The sequence below is a fragment of the Kingella oralis genome (genome assembly GCF_014054985.1).
Classification (GTDB): domain Bacteria; phylum Pseudomonadota; class Gammaproteobacteria; order Burkholderiales; family Neisseriaceae; genus Kingella_B; species Kingella_B oralis.
On record NZ_CP059569.1, the window covers coordinates 2106892 to 2125739 of the forward strand.

The 18848-nt window shown below is 54.0% G+C and carries 20 protein-coding genes and 1 tRNA gene; 11 read left to right on the plus strand and 10 right to left on the minus strand.

All coding sequences use genetic code 11. The features are described 5' to 3' along the window. Positions 1-71 precede the first annotated feature (71 nt). The 5 genes from cls to H3L93_RS11285 all read right to left on the minus strand — a co-directional run bounded on the left by cls (position 72) and on the right by H3L93_RS11285 (position 5670). Positions 72-1559 (minus strand): cardiolipin synthase, encoded by a 1488-nt coding sequence (gene cls / locus H3L93_RS11265; protein ID WP_003798621.1) that lies wholly within the window; start codon positions 1557-1559, stop codon positions 72-74. Positions 1560-1677: 118 nt separating this feature from the next. Next, a complete protein-coding gene (rpsJ, locus tag H3L93_RS11270; protein WP_002642322.1) occupies positions 1678-1989 on the minus strand; it encodes a 30S ribosomal protein S10 in 312 nt (103 codons plus the stop codon). Between the two features lie 17 nt (positions 1990-2006). Next, complete coding sequence (gene tuf, locus H3L93_RS11275) at positions 2007-3191, minus strand: elongation factor Tu (protein ID WP_003798618.1); 1185 nt, start codon at positions 3189-3191, stop codon at positions 2007-2009. A 191-nt stretch (positions 3192-3382) separates the two neighbouring features. Beyond that, positions 3383-3455 (minus strand) — tRNA-Lys (locus H3L93_RS11280). Between the two features lie 169 nt (positions 3456-3624). Beyond that, positions 3625-5670 carry a M3 family metallopeptidase gene (locus tag H3L93_RS11285; RefSeq protein ID WP_003798615.1) on the minus strand — a complete coding sequence of 682 codons (2046 nt, stop codon included), beginning with the start codon at positions 5668-5670 and terminating at the stop codon, positions 3625-3627. A gap of 241 nt (positions 5671-5911) precedes the next feature. Here H3L93_RS11285 and H3L93_RS11290 point away from each other — a divergent pair, with 241 nt between their 5' ends. From H3L93_RS11290 to H3L93_RS11300, 3 genes are all read left to right on the plus strand, one after another. Further along, the gene (locus H3L93_RS11290) at positions 5912-6451 is read left to right on the plus strand and encodes a hypothetical protein (RefSeq protein ID WP_003798611.1); all 540 of its coding nucleotides are present in this window, start codon (positions 5912-5914) and stop codon (positions 6449-6451) included. A gap of 15 nt (positions 6452-6466) precedes the next feature. Beyond that, the gene (locus H3L93_RS11295) at positions 6467-6886 is read left to right on the plus strand and encodes an AI-2E family transporter (protein ID WP_169303490.1); all 420 of its coding nucleotides are present in this window, start codon (positions 6467-6469) and stop codon (positions 6884-6886) included. Positions 6887-7039: 153 nt separating this feature from the next. Beyond that, complete coding sequence (locus H3L93_RS11300; protein ID WP_050755601.1) at positions 7040-7348, plus strand: DUF805 domain-containing protein; 309 nt, start codon at positions 7040-7042, stop codon at positions 7346-7348. 282 nt (positions 7349-7630) lie between these two features. Here H3L93_RS11300 and H3L93_RS11305 read toward each other — a convergent pair whose 3' ends face one another. Further along, the gene (locus H3L93_RS11305) at positions 7631-8032 is read right to left on the minus strand and encodes a DoxX family protein (protein ID WP_003798601.1); all 402 of its coding nucleotides are present in this window, start codon (positions 8030-8032) and stop codon (positions 7631-7633) included. A gap of 236 nt (positions 8033-8268) precedes the next feature. On the opposite strand from H3L93_RS11305, the gene H3L93_RS11310 reads away from it, so the two are divergent. The 3 genes from H3L93_RS11310 (at position 8269) to H3L93_RS11320 (ending at position 10422) form a co-directional block, all read left to right on the plus strand. Then, positions 8269-8943 (plus strand): ComF family protein, encoded by a 675-nt coding sequence (locus H3L93_RS11310; protein ID WP_040559163.1) that lies wholly within the window; start codon positions 8269-8271, stop codon positions 8941-8943. Positions 8944-9045: 102 nt separating this feature from the next. Next, positions 9046-9510 carry a tRNA (uridine(34)/cytosine(34)/5-carboxymethylaminomethyluridine(34)-2'-O)-methyltransferase TrmL gene (trmL, locus tag H3L93_RS11315; protein WP_003798596.1) on the plus strand — a complete coding sequence of 155 codons (465 nt, stop codon included), beginning with the start codon at positions 9046-9048 and terminating at the stop codon, positions 9508-9510. A 90-nt stretch (positions 9511-9600) separates the two neighbouring features. Beyond that, complete coding sequence (locus tag H3L93_RS11320; protein WP_343062997.1) at positions 9601-10422, plus strand: septal ring lytic transglycosylase RlpA family protein; 822 nt, start codon at positions 9601-9603, stop codon at positions 10420-10422. A 198-nt stretch (positions 10423-10620) separates the two neighbouring features. Here the strand turns inward: H3L93_RS11320 and H3L93_RS11325 are convergent, their stop codons facing one another. From H3L93_RS11325 to H3L93_RS11335, 3 genes are all read right to left on the minus strand, one after another. Further along, positions 10621-10791, minus strand: a complete 171-nt coding sequence (locus H3L93_RS11325) for a hypothetical protein (RefSeq protein ID WP_155803235.1) — start codon at positions 10789-10791, stop codon at positions 10621-10623. Positions 10792-10844: 53 nt separating this feature from the next. Further along, positions 10845-12404 carry a TerC family protein gene (locus H3L93_RS11330; protein WP_003798588.1) on the minus strand — a complete coding sequence of 520 codons (1560 nt, stop codon included), beginning with the start codon at positions 12402-12404 and terminating at the stop codon, positions 10845-10847. Between the two features lie 388 nt (positions 12405-12792). Then, entirely contained in the window at positions 12793-13647 is an 855-nt protein-coding gene (locus H3L93_RS11335) for a PhnD/SsuA/transferrin family substrate-binding protein (protein WP_003798584.1), read from the minus strand. A 308-nt stretch (positions 13648-13955) separates the two neighbouring features. On the opposite strand from H3L93_RS11335, the gene lysS reads away from it, so the two are divergent. The 4 genes from lysS to H3L93_RS11355 all read left to right on the plus strand — a co-directional run bounded on the left by lysS (position 13956) and on the right by H3L93_RS11355 (position 17301). Then, complete coding sequence (gene lysS / locus H3L93_RS11340) at positions 13956-15467, plus strand: lysine--tRNA ligase (RefSeq protein WP_040559188.1); 1512 nt, start codon at positions 13956-13958, stop codon at positions 15465-15467. 112 nt (positions 15468-15579) lie between these two features. Further along, on the plus strand, positions 15580-16536 hold the full coding sequence (locus H3L93_RS11345; RefSeq protein ID WP_155803234.1) for a DnaJ C-terminal domain-containing protein: 957 nt from the start codon (positions 15580-15582) through the stop codon (positions 16534-16536). 12 nt (positions 16537-16548) lie between these two features. After that, the gene (locus H3L93_RS11350) at positions 16549-16827 is read left to right on the plus strand and encodes a chaperone modulator CbpM (RefSeq protein WP_003798578.1); all 279 of its coding nucleotides are present in this window, start codon (positions 16549-16551) and stop codon (positions 16825-16827) included. Between the two features lie 42 nt (positions 16828-16869). Beyond that, on the plus strand, positions 16870-17301 hold the full coding sequence (locus H3L93_RS11355) for a DciA family protein (RefSeq protein WP_003798576.1): 432 nt from the start codon (positions 16870-16872) through the stop codon (positions 17299-17301). Between the two features lie 154 nt (positions 17302-17455). On the opposite strand, the gene H3L93_RS11360 is transcribed toward H3L93_RS11355, so the two are convergent. Beyond that, positions 17456-18109: an IS1595 family transposase gene (locus H3L93_RS11360; RefSeq protein ID WP_003793959.1), complete on the minus strand. Its 654-nt coding sequence runs from the start codon at positions 18107-18109 to the stop codon at positions 17456-17458. 41 nt (positions 18110-18150) lie between these two features. Between H3L93_RS11360 and azu the strand changes: the two genes are divergently transcribed. Next, a complete protein-coding gene (azu, locus tag H3L93_RS11365) occupies positions 18151-18789 on the plus strand; it encodes an azurin (RefSeq protein WP_040558616.1) in 639 nt (212 codons plus the stop codon). Positions 18790-18848: the final 59 nt, after the last annotated feature.

Genomic DNA, 18848 nt, shown 5'->3' on the forward strand with positions numbered 1-18848 from the left:
CAAGACGGTTTTCAGGCTGCCGATTGCGCATCAAGGCAGCCTGAAAACCGAAGGCGGCAACGGCGTTAAAACTACAGCAGCGGGCTAAACAGCCGCACCACGTTTTCCACCAGCCCCCAAACCTTGTCGCGCTGCTGCCAATGCGTGGGCGAAATCAAATGGCTGCTGTGCAAATATTGCTGCTGCAACTGCGCGATGGCTTGCGTGGCGGGCGCATCGTAAATCGCCAGGCTGATTTCCAAGTTCAAAAAGAAGCTGCGCATATCCATGTTCACCGTACCGAACAGCGCGTAATCGTTGTCCACCGTCAGCGTTTTCGCGTGCAGCAAGCCGCCGTGAAACAGCGCAATTTTTACCCCTGCATTCAACAGATTGGGATAATACGCCCGCGAAGCCCAGCGCACGAGCAACGAATCCACCTTCGCCGGCAAAATCAAGGTAACGTCCACGCCGCGCTTGGCGGCCGTGGTCAGCGCGGTGAGCAGCAATTCGTCGGGCACGAAATACGGCGTGGTAATCATCACGCGCGATTTCGCCGCATGGATGGCGCACACGATGGTTTCGTAAATCACGGGGTCAGATTGGTTGGGCGCAGACGGAATCACTTGGGCAACCGCGTCGCCCGATTGGCGTTTAATCGTAAGCAATTCGGGGATTTTGTCGCTAATTTGCTCAATTTGCTGCTGCACTTCGGTTAGATTTTCATCCGTTTCCACCGCCACATCGGCATAAAACACCGCCGCCAGTTCCAACACCATTTCGCCGCGGCACCGCATCATCACGTCCACCCATTCGCCCACGCCCGCGCCTTGCTTGAAAAACCGCGGGTCCACCAAATTGAAGCTGCCCGTGTAGGCAATCAGATTATCCACAATCAAAATTTTGCGGTGGTTGCGCAAATCGCTGCGCGCGAAAACCGTTTTGAACACGCCCACAGGCAGCGCAGGCACAATCCGCACGCCCGCTTCGCGCAACTGCGTTTCCCATTCGCTGCCCAAAAATACGCCGCTGCCCACTGCATCCGCCAAAATCGTGCATTCCACGCCGCGCTTCGCCGCATCGCGCACCGCGCTGAGCAACGTTTGAATTTTCCCTTGCGGCTCAATAATGTAAAACGCCAGCGCGCACGTTTGCTGGGCAGCCTGAATGTCCGCCAGCATGGCATCAATAATTTCATCCGTTTGCGTGAGCAAGCGCATGGCGTTGTTTTCGCTCGGCGCCAGCCCCGTAACGCTGGTGGCAACATGGCTGATGCCTTGATAACGCTGCTGCATTTGGCGGTTCAGCTCGGCATTGCCATCGCCCAAATGCTGCTCGGCAAACGCGCGGTAAAACGCATTCATCTGCTCGCTGCGCTTGGCGCGCGCCGTGCCCAGCCGTGGCTCGCCAATCACAAAATACGCAATCACGCCAAACACGGGAAACACAAACAAAATGATGAGCCACGCAAACGCCGTGCCCGTATTGCGCTGCTTATACAGCACGCGAACCACGCAGGCGACTACCGCCAAAACGTGCAGCCAAAGAAAGACCTGCGCCCAAGAAATATCAAAATCCATGTTTACCCCGTTCAATCAATTAAATATCGGCAGCCTGAAATTCTAACCGCGTTTCGTTTGCATAAAAAGGCAGCCTGAAAACATCAAACCGTTTTCAGGCTGCCTTTTGATTCAGCGATTATTGAACTTTAATTTCAACATCCACGCCTGCCGGCAAGTCCAGCTTCATCAGCGCATCGGTTGTTTTGTCGGTCCAATCCACGATGTCCATCAAGCGCAAGTGCGTGCGGATTTCCAATTGTTCACGCGAAGTTTTGTTCACGTGGGGAGAGCGCAAAATGTTGAAACGCTCAATTTTAGTAGGCAAAGGAATCGGACCTTTTACTACTGCGCCCGTGCGTTTGGCGGTTTCAACGATTTCTTGTGCCGAACGGTCAATCAAGCTGTAATCATACGCTTTCAAGCGGATACGGATTTTTTGGTTTGCCATCAGTCTGTATCCTCGTATTAAGCAATAATGCTAGCCACAACGCCCGCACCTACTGTGCGACCACCTTCGCGAATCGCAAAGCGCAAGCCTTCTTCCATGGCAATCGGCGCAATCAATTCAACGGTGATGGTTACGTTTTCACCCGGCATCACCATTTCTACGCCTTCAGACAAGGTAACCGCACCCGTTACGTCAGTAGTACGGAAGTAGAATTGTGGACGGTAGTTGGCGAAGAATGGGGTATGACGACCACCTTCTTCTTTGCTCAATACATACACTTCGGCTTTAAATTTGGTGTGAGGGGTAATGGTGCCGGGTTTTGCCAATACTTGACCGCGTTCTACTTCTTCGCGTTTGGTACCGCGCAACAATACGCCTACGTTGTCGCCTGCTTGACCTTCGTCCAGCAATTTGCGGAACATTTCCACGCCTGTGCACGTGGTTTTTTGGGTGTCTTTCAAGCCTACGATTTCAATCTCGTCGCCTACGTGGATAACGCCACGTTCTACACGACCTGTTACCACGGTACCGCGACCAGAGATGGAGAATACGTCTTCAATTGGCAACAAGAAGGGTTTGTCAATGGCGCGTTCTGGGGTAGGAATGTAGCTGTCCAAAGCAGCAGCCAATTCAAAGATTTTTTCTTTGTAGGCAGCATCGCCTTCTAGGGCTTTCAAAGCTGAACCTTGTACGATTGGGCAGTCATCACCTGGGAAATCGTAGCTAGACAACAAGTCGCGGATTTCCATTTCTACTAATTCCAACAACTCAGCATCGTCCACCATGTCACATTTGTTCATAAACACGATGATGTAAGGTACGCCTACTTGGCGGGCCAACAAGATGTGTTCACGCGTTTGGGGCATAGGACCGTCAGCAGCAGATACCACCAAGATGGCGCCGTCCATTTGCGCTGCGCCTGTAATCATGTTTTTCACATAGTCGGCGTGCCCTGGGCAGTCTACGTGTGCGTAGTGGCGAGTTTCGGTTTCGTATTCAACGTGTGCGGTGTTAATGGTAATACCGCGTGCTTTTTCTTCGGGTGCTGCGTCAATTTGGTCGTACGCTTTGGCTGTACCGCCGAATTTTTCTGCCAAGATGGTGGTCAGGGCAGCAGTCAGAGTGGTTTTACCATGGTCAACGTGACCAATGGTGCCAACGTTTACGTGCGGTTTGCTACGTTCAAATTTTTCCTTAGCCATGAGCTAAAATCCTTATATAAAGAACGAGTAAGAGTTTATCTTACACAAAAATGAAACAGCGCGGTTGCGCCATTCCGTGAAAATTAAAACGTGCGATTATCGCGGTTTTTGATAAAAAAATCAAGCAGATTATTTTCAGGCTGCCTGATGCAGCAGGCAAAGAAAAAGCCAAGTCCTGAAAACTTGGCTTATGGGTCGTGAGCGATTCGAACGCTCGACCAACGGATTAAAAGTCCGCTGCTCTACCGACTGAGCTAACGACCCGAGAAACGCGCATTATAGGGAGGCAGCGTTATCCCGTCAAGCGTTGGCAAGAGGGCGTGGCGTGTATGGATACTATCTTATTTAATTTAAATGGAATATTGTTTATGCGCGTAGGCGATAGGCAGCCTGAAACGGGAAATATCGTTTTCAGGCTGCCTTTTATCCGTAATTACGCCACAAACCCACTATGCCGCAGCAAGGCATCAATGCTCGGCTCGCGCCCGCGGAAGGCTTTGAAGTTTTCCATCGCGCTGCGGCTGCCGCCCATGCTGATGATTTCGTTCCAGAACTTCGCGCCCATCGCGCGCACGTCGCCGCTTTCTTCAAAGGCAGCGTAGGCATCGGCGCTCAACACTTCCGCCCATGCGTAGCTGTAATAGCCTGCGGAATAGCCACCGGCGAAAATGTGGCTGAAGCTGTTGGCAAAGCGGTTGTATTCGGGCGGCTGCACCACGGCGACTTCGCGGCGCACATCCGCCAGCACCTGAGCCCAGTTTTTCAGGCTGCCTGCATCGCTTTGGCTGTAAATCAGCATGTCAAACAGCGCGAATTCCATTTGGCGCACCAAAAACATCCCGCGCTGGAAGTTTTTTGCCGCCAGCATTTTGGCAAACAGGCTTTCGGGCAGCGGATCGCCCGTGTCTTCGTGGCTGGACATTTCGCGCAGAACTTTGTATTCCCAAACGAAATTTTCCATAAACTGGCTGGGCAGTTCCACCGCATCCCATTCCACGCCGTTGATGCCGCTCACGCCCAATTCATTAATTTTAGTGAGCAGGTGGTGCAAGCCGTGTCCCATTTCGTGGAACAGGGTGATGATTTCGTCGTGGCTGAGCCGCGCTTCTTTGCCAGCCACAGGCGGGGTGAAATTGCACACCAAATAGGCGGTGGGCGTTTGGATTTGCCCTTTCAGGCTGCCTGAAAGATAGCGTCTGCGCCCGCGGTAATCGTTCATCCATGCGCCGCCGCGTTTGCCTTCGCGCGCGTATAAATCCATATACACCGCGCCGATGATTGCGCCGTCTTTTTCCAGCTCAAAATAGCGCACGTCTTCATGCCAAACGGGCACGCTTTTTTCGCGCAGTTTCACGTCATACAAGGCTTCAATTTGGGCGAACAAGCCTGCCAAAACTTTGCTGGCAGGGAAATATTTTTTCACTTCGGTTTCGGAAAAGGCGTATTTGGCTTCGCGCAGTTTTTCGCTGACATACGCCAAATCCCATGATTGGATTTCAGGCAGCCCTAAATGCTCGGCGGCATATTGGCGCACTTCGGCTAAATCGCGCTCGGCAAAGGGTTTGGCACGTTGGGCTAAATCGCGCAGGAAGGCGAGCACTTGTGCGGGCGTTTCCGCCATTTTGGTTACTAGCGACAATTCGGCGTAATTTTGATAGCCGAGCAAACGCGCTTCTTGCAGGGCGATGGCAAGGCAGCGGTTGATGTTTTCGGTGTTGTCCCATTCGGGTTTGCCGAATTCGCTGGCGCGGGTGGCGTAGGCGCGGTACACCTGTTCGCGCAAATCGCGGTTGTCGGCGTATTGCATCACGGCGATGTAGTGCGGCATTTGCAAGCCGATTTTGTAGCCTGCTTTTTGCTCGGCGGCTGCGGCAGCCTGAAACATCGCCAGCGCATCTTCGGGCAAGCCTTTCAGGCTGCTGTCGTCTTCAAAATAAAGCGCGAAGGCATCGGTGGCGTCCAACACGTTTTGCGAAAATTGGGCGGAAAGCTGGGCGGCTTCGGTTTGCAAGGCGGCTAGTTCTGCCTGCTGCTCGGGAGGCAATTCTGCGCCGCTTAACACGAAACCGCGCAAATCGTGCGCCAATTTGGTTTGCTGCGCGGGGCTTAATTGGGCAAATTCGGGCGATTGTTTAATCGCTTTGAAGCGGGCGTAGAGTTCAATGTCCTGCCCGATTTCGGTGAAGAACACGGTTACTTCGGGCATCAGCTCGTTATATACGGCGCGCAACTCGGGCGTGTCCACCACCGAATTCAAATGCGCCACCACGCCCCAAATGCGCCCTACGCGCTCGGTTAAATCGGTGAGCGGTTCAACGGTGTTGAGCCAGTTGGCGGCGTTTTCAGGCTGCTGTTTAATCGCGGCGATTTGGGCGCGGGCTTCTGCCATCACGGTTTGCATGGCGGGCTTGATGTCGTCCACACGGATGGCGGCGAAATCGGGTTCGTGTTGCAGGTTGAGCAGGGTGTTGTTTTGCATGATGGGCTTTCGGGATGGTTGAGAATAGGTTTTATCAAATGGGGCAGATTGGGTGGATTGCAAGGGTTGAGGCAGCCTGAAAACGGTATTTCATGTTTTCAGGCTGCCTCTGCCGTTTATGCCCCGCTCCATCCCTTTCTGTTAAGATTGCGCCTTTCTTTTCGGAGCAACAAGATGAGCCACAACCCCCCCCATTCCCCCAAGCCCCACCCCCGCAAGCAACGACACAGGCAAGCCTTTTTTGATTTCGCTGGCGATTGCCGTGTTGGTGTTGTTTGGCGTGTTGCATTTTCATTTTGTGGTGCTGTTTGTGAGCATTTTGATGACGTATTGCCTGATTGAAGGCGCGAACACGATGCTGGGCAAGGCGTTGGGCGGGCGGCTGCAACACAAGCACGTTCATCTGATTTCGGCGTTGTCTATTGTGTTGGCGGTGTGCGCCATGCTGGGCATTGCGGTGTATGCGGGCTACACCAAAATCAACATCGACGAGTTTGAAGCCATGTACCACCGCCTGCCCCAGATTCTCGCGTCCTACGGCGCGGACAAATACCTGCCCGAAGGCATCAACATCGGCGAGGAAATTTCCGCGTTTTTCGCCGCCCACAGCGCAAATATTATGCAGGCTGGCAAAAAAGGCGTTACCTCGTTTGTGTACATCATCATCGGCATTATTGTGGGCATTATGCTTAAAACCCATGTGGTGCACAGCAAACAGGCGCAATACACGGGCTTTTTGTCGGCATCACTGGTGGAGCGGCTGGTAGGCTTTAAAACCTAGTTTAAAGATGTGTTTGTGGCGCAGGTGAAAATTTCCACCGTGAACACTTTACTCACCGTGCTGTATTTGTTTGTGGCGCTGCCTGCGGCGGGCATTTCGCTGCCGTTCAAAACCACGCTCACCTGCCTGGTGTTTTTTGCGGGCTTAATCCCCGTGATTGGCAATCTGATTTCCAACACGGCGGTGGTGATTATCAGCTTGGGCAATTCGCTCACGGCGGGGATTGTGTCGCTGATATTTTTGGTGGTGATTCACAAAGCCGAGTATTTTTTGAACGCGAAAATCATCGGCGAGCAAGTGAACGCTAAAGCGTTTGAACTGCTGCTGGTGATGATTGTGTTTGAGCATTTGTTTGGCATCGGCGGCATTGTGCTTGCGCCCGTGTGCTACGCTTATCTGAAAAAAGAGCTGATAGCGCACAAGATTATCGGTTAAAACGTTTTCAGGCTGCCTCATACTAATAAGGCAGCCTGAAACACAAGGAGGGATAAATGGACGAATATTTTGCCGTGTTAAAGCAATACGCCGTGTTCAGCGGGCGCGCAGGGCGCAGGGAATATTGGCGGTTTTCGCCGGTGCAAATAGGCATTGCCTTTTGCGCTGGCGATGTGGCTGGTGGCGGCGTTGCCCAACGAACCGGGCGACAACTTCCGCTGGCGCGATTTGGGCGCGGCGGGGCTGCCGTTTTATGTGATGATGCTCTACGCGCTGGCAACCATTGTGCCCACTTGCGCCGTTACCGTGCGCCGTTTGCACGATGCCGATTACTCGGGCTGGTGGCTGCTGCTGGGCTTTATCCCTTATATTGGCGAAGCGGCGCTGTTTGCCCTGCTCTGCTTCAAAGGCACGGCGGGCGACAACCGCTTTGGCGCAGCGCCTGATGAATATAGGGATTAATTGCCATTGAGGCAGCCTGAAAACCAAAATGGAACGGCGGCGTCTCGCTGCCAGATGGCTTACAAATTGGTTTGCCGACATGGCAACGAGCCGCCGATGCGCCATCGGTTGTCGGTTTTACAAAGGTTTCAGGCTGCCTCATGGTTTGCAAAAATCTTTGCCTGAGAACAGGTTTGCGAGCTTGTGCCAAAACAAAAACACGTTTTGCCACCGCATCGGCAAAACGTGTCGCTTAACGCTTATCCGGCTTGCTTGCAGGCAGCCTGAAAAAGCAAAACAATCTTAGCTTTTGCGCAGCACGCTATCCAGCGCATACTTACCGCCGCCCGTAAACACCAGCAGCAAGAACATCAGCGAATACAACGCCGCCAATTCGCCGCCGTTGGTCATCGGCAGCAGCACATTGCCGCCGTGGATAAAGAAATACGCCACCGCCATTTGACCCGACAGCAAAAACGCCACGGGGCGGGTAAACAAGCCCAAAATCAGCAACGCGCCGCCCGCCAGCTCCAACACGCCGCCCGCGCCAAACAGCGAAAACAGCGGCACCGCGCCGTGCCCATCCGTCATGGAAACGGGAAATTCGAAAAATTTCGCCAAACCGTGTTGCAAAAACATATAGCCCGTAACCGCGCGCACCAAGCACAACGCCGCATCTTGCCAATTTTGTAAACGAGTAAACATAGCTTTCTTCCTGTGTGAATGTTGAAACGGCGCATTATAGGGATAACTACCCGTTTAAAATAGCGCGGTTTGGCGAACGTAGTTTTAACCATTAAGAAACCATCCGCGCTGCGGCAGCCTGCGTAGCGAAGCGGAGTTGCGGAGCTAAAACCGGTTAGCCATTGCCGCCCGATGCAACCCAATCCAACCCTTTGCCCTTTTCAGGCTGCCTACAACGCCCCTCGCCAAGCACCCCTATGTTCCGCCCAAGCCAAAGCTGCCTCATCTGCCACGACATTCAAGACAACGCGCTCTGCCCCGCCTGCCAAAGCGAACTGCGACGTCTCTTTCCCGATACGCGCCACCTTTGCCCGCGCTGCGGCGAAGCCAGCCTGCACCAAGCCCTATGCGGCAACTGCCAACGCCATCCGCCGCCCTATTCCGCCTTTTGGGCGTGCGCCGAATACGCCGCCCCCATCCCCGCCCTGCTGCACGCATGGAAACACCACGGCAACCGCCACCTCACCCCCGTGTTCGCATGGCTGCTCCAAGAAAATCCCCCGCCGTGGTTCGCCAACCAAACATTCGATGCCGTGCTCGCCATGCCCATCAGCCGCGAACGCCGCCTGCAACGCGGCTTCAACCAATGCGACAGCCTCGCCCGAACCGTTACACAACGCTACAAAATCCCCCTTTTGCCGCCCGATTCCGTGCACCGCGCGCCCAAACCGCCGCAATCCACCCTTTCCGCCGCAGAGCGCGCCCGCAACATACGCGATGCCTTTCGCGTGCGCGAGAACGTTAAGAACTGTAAAGTTGTGATAATTGATGATGTTAGCACCACGCATTCCAGCATCGCCGAATTATCCCGCGCCCTGCTTTTAGCGGGGGCTGCCGAAGTTTTCGCCTGTGTAGTCGCGTGTAACAAGTGAAAAAAGATTTGACTTACTGTTGCAAAAAGGCGCATATTGCACGGCTTGCAACGGCGCAAGTTTTGTAAAGATTGTTTATAATCAACAAATTAGGGCTAAACGATGTTTACCGTTGTATTGTTTGAACCCGAAATCCCGCCCAACACGGGCAACATTATCCGCCTTTGCGCCAACACCGGCTGCGAATTGCGGTTAATCAAGCCGCTGGGGTTTCCACTGGACAGCGCGAAAATGAAGCGCGCGGGTTTGGATTACCACGAATTTTCCACGCTGATTGTGCATGAAAACCTTGCCGAATGTTTGGACACGCTCCAAGGCAAACGCATTTTCGCGCTCACCACCAAGGGCAAAAACCGCCCCGATAGCGTGGCTTTTCAGGCGGGCGATGTGTTTTTGTTCGGCCCCGAAACGCGCGGCTTGCCCGCTACGGTGTTGGACACGCTGCCTGAAAATCAGAAAATTCGTTTCCCCATGATGCCGAACAATCGCAGCATGAATTTATCCAATACCGTGGCGATTACGGTGTTTGAAGCATGGCGACAACTGGGCTACGCAGGCGGTTCATAAGAACCCAAAACGGCTACGCGCTCATTCCAACATAAAAGCGGTATCTGTTTAGGCTTGCAAATATCTTCAACTCAAGAACTGGAACACATTTTGACTAAAATTCAACATACTCTTTTAACGGGCGTTTTTGTATTACTGGCGGCAGGCTGCTCCACCACGCGCACGGAGCAATCCGCCCACGCGGGGCGCGAGCCGGCTCAAACGGTTAAAGCGGAGGCTTTGCATTCCACCGCCAATTTAAGCTACAAGGTGGCGGGCAAACGCTACTACCCAAGAAAAAGCGTAGAGAAAAATTTTAGCCAAACAGGGCGCGCTTCATGGTACGGCCCCGGCTTTCACGGCAAAAAAACTTCCAGCGGCGAGCGGTTTGACATGAATGCCCTCACCGCCGCCCACCGCACCCTGCCTATTCCCAGCTATGCGCGGGTAACCAATCTGGCCAACGGCAAAACGATTGTGGTGCGCATCAACGACCGTGGCCCGTTCCACGGCAAGCGCGTGTTGGACTTATCCAAAGGCGCGGCGAAGGCGCTGGGCTTTATCCAGCAAGGTTCAACCAACGTGCGCATTGAAGCGTTAACGGCGGGCGACAAAATAAATGTGGCCGCCAACGACGAACCCGCGCCGCAAGCCGTTCAACCCGCCATCAATTTGGCGCAGAACGAATTGACACTGCCTGAGCCTGCGCTGGTTAGCAATGCCAGCCATGTTTATGTGAGCCTGAAATCGCTGCAAGAGGCGATGACGGCGGAATCGCTGTTCCGCCAAGTGGCTTGGCATGATGCCTCGCCCTTTGCCAAGGAACCGGGCGTGATGGTGCTGGGCTTGGACAACGATTATTGGCGCAACCTGAGCGCGTTGCTCAACCACGCGGAAGCGGACAGCGCGCAAGTGAAACAAGATGTGATTTGATGCGCGCTTGGCGCAGCTATAAGGCAGCCTGAAAACGGGGAAACCGGTTTTCAGGCTGCCTTTGGGTTTGTTGGCGGACGGGCGTGATGGCGTTTATGGTTTTTCAGGCTGCCTCAACGCTGGCGGGACAGGGGGCAGCCTGAAACGGCTCCCGCGCGGCTACGGCTTGCCGGCAAGCCGTGTTCCTGCGCTTGTGTGTTATGGGATGATGGCTGTGTTGAAGCGGGTTGGGGTTGAGCAATAGTTTTCAGGCTGCCTTGGGGGTGGGTAAAGGCAGCCTGAAAACGTATCGGAAGCGTTGGTTGCGCTGCGCTCGTTTTCAGACTGCCTTATCGGGCGGGATATTCGGCAGCCTGAAAGCCAATCCATCCGGCAAAAAACCGTTTGGCATACACCAAACGGTTTTCTTATTTTCAGGCTGCCTATTCTTCATCAGGGATGCGGCTGATTTTCACCCGCTCCACGCGGTGCCCGTCTTTTTCCAAGACTTCAAACTGCCAGCCGTGAAACTGGATGCTGTCGCCCACTTCGGGCAGGTCTTGCATTTGCTCCATAATCAAGCCGGCCACGGTGTGGAAATCGGCATCTTCGGCGGGTGGCGGCAGATTCAGCTGTGGGGCAAGTTCCACATATTCCAACGCGCCGTCCACGGTTAAGCTGTCGTCGGTGTTTTCTTGCACGCTGGGTTCTTCTTCGCGCTCAAATTCTTCGGGGAACTCGCCTGCGATGGTTTCCAGCAAATCTTTCATGGTAACCATGCCCAGCACCGCGCCAAATTCGTCCACCACCAAGGCATAATCCGCGCTGTGTTTGCGAAACAGCTCAATGGCTTGCAGCGCGGTCGCGCTTTCAGGCAGCATCAGCGGTTGCTTTAAGGCAGCATGAATGTGGGTTTCGCCTGTTTCCAAGATTTGCGCGAGCAGGTCTTTTTTGTTGATGTAGCCCAAGGGTTCGTCCACGCCTGCTTTGCCCACCACCAACAGCCGCGAATAGGGGCATTCAATCAGCTTGGCTTTTTGCTCGTCTTTGCTTTGCGAAATATCCAGCCGTTCAATGTCGCTGCGCGGAATCATCACGCCAAAAATGGGGCGCTCGGCAAGTGTGAGCACGCTGCGAATCATGGATTTTTCGTTGTCTTCAAAATGCTCGCTGTCGCCGTTGTCGCTGCCATCTTTGCTCAGCAGCGTTTCGCGGATGCCCATCATGCCCAGCACGTTTTCGGCGGTGCGTTGTCGCCATGAGCTGCCTGCGTAGTCGTTTTTCTTGGTATTTTTTTGCGACACTTGGTTAAACACTTCTATCAGGATGGAGAAGCCGATAGCAGCGTAGAGATAGCCTTTGGGGATGTGGAAATGGAAGGCTTCGGCAATCAGGCTAAAGCCTATCATCAGCAAAAAGCCTAGGCACAGCATCACCACGGTGGGATGCTTGTCCACAAAATTGGTCAGCACTTTGCTGGCGGTTATCATCACGGTCATGGCAACGGCAACCGCCGCCATCGCTACGATGATGTGTTCCACCATCGCCACGGCGGTAATCACGCTGTCTATGGAAAACACGGCATCCAGCACCACAATCTGCGCCACCACGCTCCAAAAGGCGGCGTGTTTTTTGTGCGTGTCGGCAACTTGGAAATGGTTTTCGCCTTCTAGCCGCTCGTGTAGCTCAGTGGTGGCTTTGTAGAGCAGAAAAATGCCGCCACACAGCATGATTAAATCTTTGCCCGACACGCTGTGCGCGCCAAAGTGAAACAGGGGCTGAGTGAGCGTGATGATGTGCGCCATAAAGCCCAGCATGATGATGCGGATGACAACGGCAAGCGCCAGCCCCACGATGCGGGCTTTGTCGCGCAGCACGGGTTTTACTTTGCCCGCTAGGATGGCAACGAAAACCAAATTATCAATGCCCAGCACCACTTCCAATATAAGCAGCGTGGCGAAACCTATCCATGTTTGCGGCTCGGCGAGCCAACTGATGTCCATTGTGGCGTGAATCCTTTGGGTGGGAACGAATGGGGTTGATAGCGGTTTCAGGCTGCCTGCGATAAGGCGCGCGCCGCCCGCCCAAGCGATAAACCGCAAAAGGCAGCCTGAAAACGGATAAAGCGCGTTTGAGCAAAGCTAAGCGGCGTTTCCAATACGTTTTCAGGCTGCCTTGTGGGCTATGTTGTGCAGTGGCGGCGAGGGTTGCCGCATCTCTGCTCGGGTTCGTTCATTGTGTGGTTGCAAAAATAAAAACGGGGCGAGTTTAGCGAAAATTCGCACCATTGGCAAAACGAGTTTCAGGCTGCCTTGGGGACGGGGCGGGTTGGTGCGGCAGTGGCAGCCTGAAAACAGGGCGGGCGATGCCCATGCTCGCGCATGGTTTCCTTTAACCGTTTTCAGGCTGCCCTTCGGCTGCCGTTGTTTGCTCAGCTTCGGCTGTTGATGCAGCTTGCGCCATGTCCGCCGTTTGATGCTCGACGACGGTTTCCGCTTCGGCTTGCCCGTCCTGCACCTCGCCGTCATCCCGCTTGCCGTCGCCTGCGCCGCCCGCTGCCACAAACCCTTTCGCCATGCCCAAATCTTCCAGCGTCATTCGGCTCACGGGCGCTTGCGCCATATTCAGCAATGCCGCGCGCAGCTTGTCGGCTTGGTCGGCAAAATCGGGATGCAGCAGCATAACGTGCCCGAAATCTTCAAATTCCGTTTCAAACAGGATTTTCAGGCTGCCCTGCGTGCCCGCGTTCAAGCTGCGGAACGAGCTGGCAAGGAACAAGCCGATTTCGGCTTCGTTTGCCATCAGCCGCCGCGCCAATTCTGTGAACGTGCGCGCGTGCAGCCATTGCACCGTATCCGCCGTAATCTCCGTGCCTTGCAACACGTCCAAGCCGATACGTTCGATGTCGCAATTGGCGGTAACCAGCACGCGGCTATCGGCAGGCAAATCGCCCAATGTGGCAAACGCGCTTTGTGCATTCGCCACCACCAACACTTGATCGCTGGGCAAATCGGGCTTGGCAAGCGGGATGTAGCCCTTGTCGCGCATCAGGCTGCCCGCGTCAAACGGGTTGGCATACACCAGCGCAACCGTTTCGCTGTCTAGCAAATCTTGCTGCTCGCGGTAGCCCGTGGGCGTTTGCAGGCGGATGGCGGTATCCAGTGCGCGTTGCAACTGCGTGTTAAACATGTGCCAGTGGGCAAAAAATTCGGGGGGGAAATCGGGGGTAATCAATAGGTTCAGCATGGGAAAGCAATCCTCTTTTTGGTTATGCGCAGCGGTGTTTCCTTAAAATCCATTCCTGCATCGGCGCGTATCGTTTCACGACCGCAGCATCTTTATTTTCCAACGCAATTTTAACACACGGCGGCGCTGCCTACGACGGCAAATGGCGGCGTATCCATCCGGCAAACAAGCAAAAAAACGCCCGATTGCAAAAATTTCGCGCGTGGTTATTCAGGGCAAACGTAAATCCGCGTAAAATGCGCGGCTTGCTATTTATGGATATTTTCAGGCTGCCCATGCGGCCAAACCCTTTTTTACCGGAAGCCATTATGACCGACCAAACCCAAACCCCCGAAATCCCGCAATTAGACGAAAACCAAATCATCGCCCTGCGCCGCGAAAAACTGAACGAAATCCGCCAACAAGGCATCGCCTTCCCCAACGATTTCCGCCGCGACGCATTCGCCGCCGATTTGCACGCACAATACGGCGAAATGAGCAAAGAAGAGCTGGACCCGCAAGCCGTGCCCGTAAAAATCGCGGGGCGCATGATGCTCAAACGCCAAATGGGCAAAGCCAGTTTCGCCACCGTGCAGGACGCCACCGGGCAAATCCAACTTTATCTGAACAACAAAGGCGTAAGCCAAGAAGTGCTGGACGCGTTCAACCATTGGGACATGGGCGACATCATCGGCGCCGAAGGCGTGCTCTTCAAAACCAACCACGGCGAATTAACCGTGCGCGTGTCGCAAATCCGCCTGCTGTCCAAATCGCTGCGTCCGCTGCCCGATAAACATAAAGGTTTGAGCGACCAAGAAACCAAATACCGCCAGCGTTATGTGGACTTAATCGCCAACGCCGACAGCCGCGACGTGTTTATCAAACGCAGCAAAATCATCCAAGCCGTGCGCAATTTTATGGTTTCCGAGCAATACCTTGAAGTGGAAACGCCGATGATGCACCCCATCCCCGGCGGTGCAACGGCCAAGCCCTTCGTTACCCACCACAATGCGCTGGACATCCCGCTTTACCTGCGCATCGCGCCCGAGTTGTATTTAAAACGGCTGGTGGTCGGCGGCTTGGAGCGCGTGTTTGAAATCAACCGCAGCTTCCGCAACGAAGGCATGTCGGTGCGCCACAACCCCGAATTCACCATGATTGAGTTCTACGAAGCCTTCTGCGACTACAACCGCATGATGCAAATGGCGGAAGACACCATCCGCGCCGCCTGCCGCAGCGTTTCAGGCAGCCTGAAAATCGAATACAACGGCAAAGAAGTGGATTTGGAAAGCCCGTTCGAGCGCCTCACCATTTTGCAAGCCATCAAAAAATACAACCCGCACTACACCGACGAACAGCTCAACGATGCCGAATGGCTGAAAAAAGAAATCGTGAAACACGGCGAAAGCCTGCCACACGCAGCGGGGCTGGGCAGCCTGCAACTGGCGCTGTTTGAAGGCTGCGCCGAGAGCAAGCTGTGGAATCCTACGTTTATTGTGGATTACCCCGTAGAAGTGTCGCCCTTGGCGCGCGCATCCGACAGCCAAGCAGGTTTGACCGAGCGCTTTGAATTGTTTGTGGTGGGCCGCGAGCTGGCAAACGGCTATTCCGAGTTGAACGACCCCGAAGACCAAGCCGCCCGCTTCAAAGCGCAAGTGGCGCAAAAAGACGCGGGCGACGACGAAGCCATGCACTACGATGCCGACTACATCCGCGCCATGGAATACGGCCTGCCCCCCACCGGCGGCTGCGGCATCGGCATCGACCGTTTGGTGATGCTGCTGACCGATACGCAGACCATCCGCGATGTGATTTTGTTTCCGCAGATGCGCCCCGAGTAACACGCAAGCCATCCAACCGCGCAACCCGTTTTAGCTCCGCTGAACTTCGTTTCAGGCTGCCTCAATGCTGTCGCAACACCAATGGGCAGCCTGAAAACCCATCCCAGAGACCATCATGGCAAAAAACTATTATGAAATTTTAGGCGTAGAAAAAACCGCCGACGATGAAACCATCAAAAAAGCCTACCGCAAGCTGGTGCGCAAATACCACCCCGATGTGAGCAAAGAGCCCGACGCGGCGGAGCGCACCACCGAAATCAACCTTGCCTACGAAACCCTGTCCAACCCCGAAAAACGCGCCCAATACGATGCCGAGCTTGCCCAACCACGCGGCAACCCGTTCCAAGGCGCAGCGGGCGGCGGCAATCCGTTTGGCGAAAATCATTTTGGCGAGCAGGGCTTCCGCTACGAATACACAGGCGGCGCACCGTTTGGCGCAGACGATTTCCAGTTTGAAGACCTGTTTTCCGCCTTTGCCCGGCAGCAAGCGCACGCCCGCCGCCCGCAAGAGCCGCAACGCGGCGAAGACCAACACGCCGAGTTGGCGATTGACATTTACGCCTCCTACGCAGGCGCAGAACGCACGCTCACGCTGAACGTCCCCGCGCTGGATGCCGCAGGCCGCCCCACCGTGCAGCAAAAAACCCTCAACGTCAAAATCCCCAAAGGCATCGCCGAAGGGCAGCAAATCCGCCTTGCCGGGCAAGGCTTGGCGGGCTACAACGGCGGCGCGAACGGCGATTTATACTTAAAAATCCGCTTCCACGCCCGCCCCGACTTATACGTCAAAAACCGCAAAGACGTATACCAAACCATCAGCGTGATGCCGTGGCAAGCCGTGTTGGGCGGCAAAATCACCGTCGCCACCGCATCAGGACGCCTGCAAGTTACCCTGCCTGCCAACAGCCACAACGGCAAAACCATCCGCCTGAAAGGGCAAGGCATCCCCGCCAAAGAAGCGGGCGACTTGTATCTCGTCATCCACATCGCCGTGCCCGAAGCCAACAGCGAAGCCGACCGCGCCCTGTGGCAGCAACTCGCCGACCACTATGCCCAATCCGCACATTAAAGGACAACCGCCATGCAACACGAAACCGACATTTTTTTAAATTTTGAACAAACCCTGGCCGCAGGCGGCTGCCAACGCGAATGGTTGCTCGGGCTGATAGAAGAAGAAGTAATTGTGGTGCAAGGGCAGCCTGAACATTCGGAATACAGCGGTTTCCAATTGGCCCGCATCCGCCGCGCCGCACGCATCGGCCGCGACTTTGAAGCCAGCATCCCCGCTACCGCGCTCATCATGCGCCTGCTGGACGAATTGGAAGAACTGCGCAAAAGCCAACCCGCGCTAAGCGACTAGGCAGCCTGAAAACCCGTTCGGCGCAATCCCAACCCAAACCACATGCAATTTGCCCCCCTTATCCCCGCCAACTCCCCCCTTGCCAACCTCCTGCACCGCTCGCGCTACTGGCAACAGCTGGACGCCGCCGCCAAACGCCTGCTGCCCGCCAACCTGCATCCGCATTTTCGCGTGGCGTGCATTGAAGAGGGCGCGTTGATTATCCACGTGAGCGCGCCCATGGCGGCGACCCGTCTCAAAATGCTGCTGCCCAACCTGTTGCCGCAGTTGCAAGAGCTTGACCCCGGCATCGCCCGCATCCAAATCAAAACGCGCCCGCACAACCCCGCCGCCGCCAAAAGCAAAAATTTCCACCTGAGCGAGCGCGCCCTAAACAGCTTCGAACAAACCGCCGAAAAAGTTGCCCACCACCCCAAACTAGCTGCCGCGCTGCAAAATTTGGTCAAAAACAACCGCAATACTAACAATAATTAACGAAAAACTTGACTTAAATCAAACAAAATCCCCTTAACTGGGGGCATAATCGCCCCCTTGTTAAACGCAAGTTTGTTCTAAATCAAAAACAAACTTAAATATCATCAAACTTTAAGGGAAGACTCATTATGAAAGGGGCTGTACTAGATAAGCCCTAAATACCACACCATCTGCGCAGCACTTTAAGCTGTTCAGACGGTGTGCCAAAGTTAAAACGAAACTCGCATTCTTTCAAGAATAATGGGAAAGATTTACGGTCAATTCCATTGTATTTACGCAGAACACGTTTCGCCTGATTCCAAAAATTTTCAATGCCGTTGATGTGGTTTTGTTTGTCAGCAAACAGTTTGCTGTGGTTAATACGGTGGTGGGTAAAACCACTTACATCCAACACATCATAGCTGCTCAAACAATCGGTATAAACAATACTATCAGGCATGATTTTCTTTGTGATAACAGGCATTAAGGTTTCTCTTTTGGCATTCTTCACTACTACGGTATAAACTTTACCACCACGCTTAAGAATACCAAAGACAGCTACTTTTCCTGCTGCTCCGCGTCCGCGTTTGCCTTTGCGATGTCCGCCGAAGTAACTCTCATCTAGCTCAACCGTACCATCAAAAACTGTATTGGCTTCCAATGAAAGATAGTAGCTGATGACTTCGCGGATTTTGCGGTAGAACAGTGCTGCTGAATTGGGGTGAATGCCCAACAAATCAGCAGCCGAACGGGCGGTTACTTCAAGTACAAAAAATTGGAGCAACTTTTTTCGTATACTCTTTTTTAGTTTACAATGGGTTATCTTCATTTTTGCAGTCTAACATGACTGCTTATCTAGTACAGCCCCTTATGAAAATCTATCTAGGTCTCATCGCAGCCGCAGCATTAACGCTTACCGCTTGTGGCGATAACAAACCTGCGCAACCTGCTGAATCAGCCTCTCCTGCTGCCACTGCCGCCGCATCTGAAACCGCAGCCGCTTCTATGGCTGCCGCATCTGAAGCTGCTTCTGCTCCTGCTGCTTCTGCTCCTACTGCCGCATCAGGAGCTGCGCCTGCCGCTGCTTCAACCGCAGCTGCCGCTCCCGCAGCCGCTGGTGGCGAATGCGAAGCCGTTATCGTAAGCGACGACGCAATGAAATTTGACCCCAAAGAAATCCAAGTAAAATCAAGCTGCAAACAATACAAAATCACCCTGAAACACGAAGGCAAAATGCCTAAATCAGCAATGGGTCATAACGTAGTAGTGTCCAAATCTGCCGACAAAGACGGCATATTGGCTGATGGTCAAACTGCTGGCGAAGCAAATAACTACGTTAAAGCTGGCGATGAGCGCGTGATTGCGCACACCAAATTGCTGAGCGGTGGCGAGCAAGACAGCGTAACATTTGACGTATCTAAATTGGCAAAAGGCGAAGCATACGAGTACTACTGCTCATTCCCTGGCCACTACGCAACCATGAACGGCAAACTCACTTTGGTTGACTAATCCTTCATCGTATTTTCAGGCTGCCTAACCTAAAATAGGCAGCCTGAATTTTTTGTTTA

Coding starts and splice junctions, on each gene's coding strand:
- cls (WP_003798621.1), bottom strand. CDS start 1,559: ATGGATTTTGATATTTCTTGGGCGCAGGTCTTTCTTTGGCTGCACGTT.
- rpsJ (WP_002642322.1), bottom strand. CDS start 1,989: ATGGCAAACCAAAAAATCCGTATCCGCTTGAAAGCGTATGATTACAGC.
- tuf (WP_003798618.1), bottom strand. CDS start 3,191: ATGGCTAAGGAAAAATTTGAACGTAGCAAACCGCACGTAAACGTTGGC.
- H3L93_RS11285 (WP_003798615.1), bottom strand. CDS start 5,670: ATGCAAAACAACACCCTGCTCAACCTGCAACACGAACCCGATTTCGCC.
- H3L93_RS11305 (WP_003798601.1), bottom strand. CDS start 8,032: ATGTTTACTCGTTTACAAAATTGGCAAGATGCGGCGTTGTGCTTGGTG.
- H3L93_RS11310 (WP_040559163.1), top strand. CDS start 8,269: ATGTTCCGCCCAAGCCAAAGCTGCCTCATCTGCCACGACATTCAAGAC.
- trmL (WP_003798596.1), top strand. CDS start 9,046: ATGTTTACCGTTGTATTGTTTGAACCCGAAATCCCGCCCAACACGGGC.
- H3L93_RS11325 (WP_155803235.1), bottom strand. CDS start 10,791: ATGGATTGGCTTTCAGGCTGCCGAATATCCCGCCCGATAAGGCAGTCT.
- H3L93_RS11330 (WP_003798588.1), bottom strand. CDS start 12,404: ATGGACATCAGTTGGCTCGCCGAGCCGCAAACATGGATAGGTTTCGCC.
- H3L93_RS11335 (WP_003798584.1), bottom strand. CDS start 13,647: ATGCTGAACCTATTGATTACCCCCGATTTCCCCCCCGAATTTTTTGCC.
- lysS (WP_040559188.1), top strand. CDS start 13,956: ATGACCGACCAAACCCAAACCCCCGAAATCCCGCAATTAGACGAAAAC.
- H3L93_RS11350 (WP_003798578.1), top strand. CDS start 16,549: ATGCAACACGAAACCGACATTTTTTTAAATTTTGAACAAACCCTGGCC.
- H3L93_RS11355 (WP_003798576.1), top strand. CDS start 16,870: ATGCAATTTGCCCCCCTTATCCCCGCCAACTCCCCCCTTGCCAACCTC.
- H3L93_RS11360 (WP_003793959.1), bottom strand. CDS start 18,109: ATGAAGATAACCCATTGTAAACTAAAAAAGAGTATACGAAAAAAGTTG.
- azu (WP_040558616.1), top strand. CDS start 18,151: ATGAAAATCTATCTAGGTCTCATCGCAGCCGCAGCATTAACGCTTACC.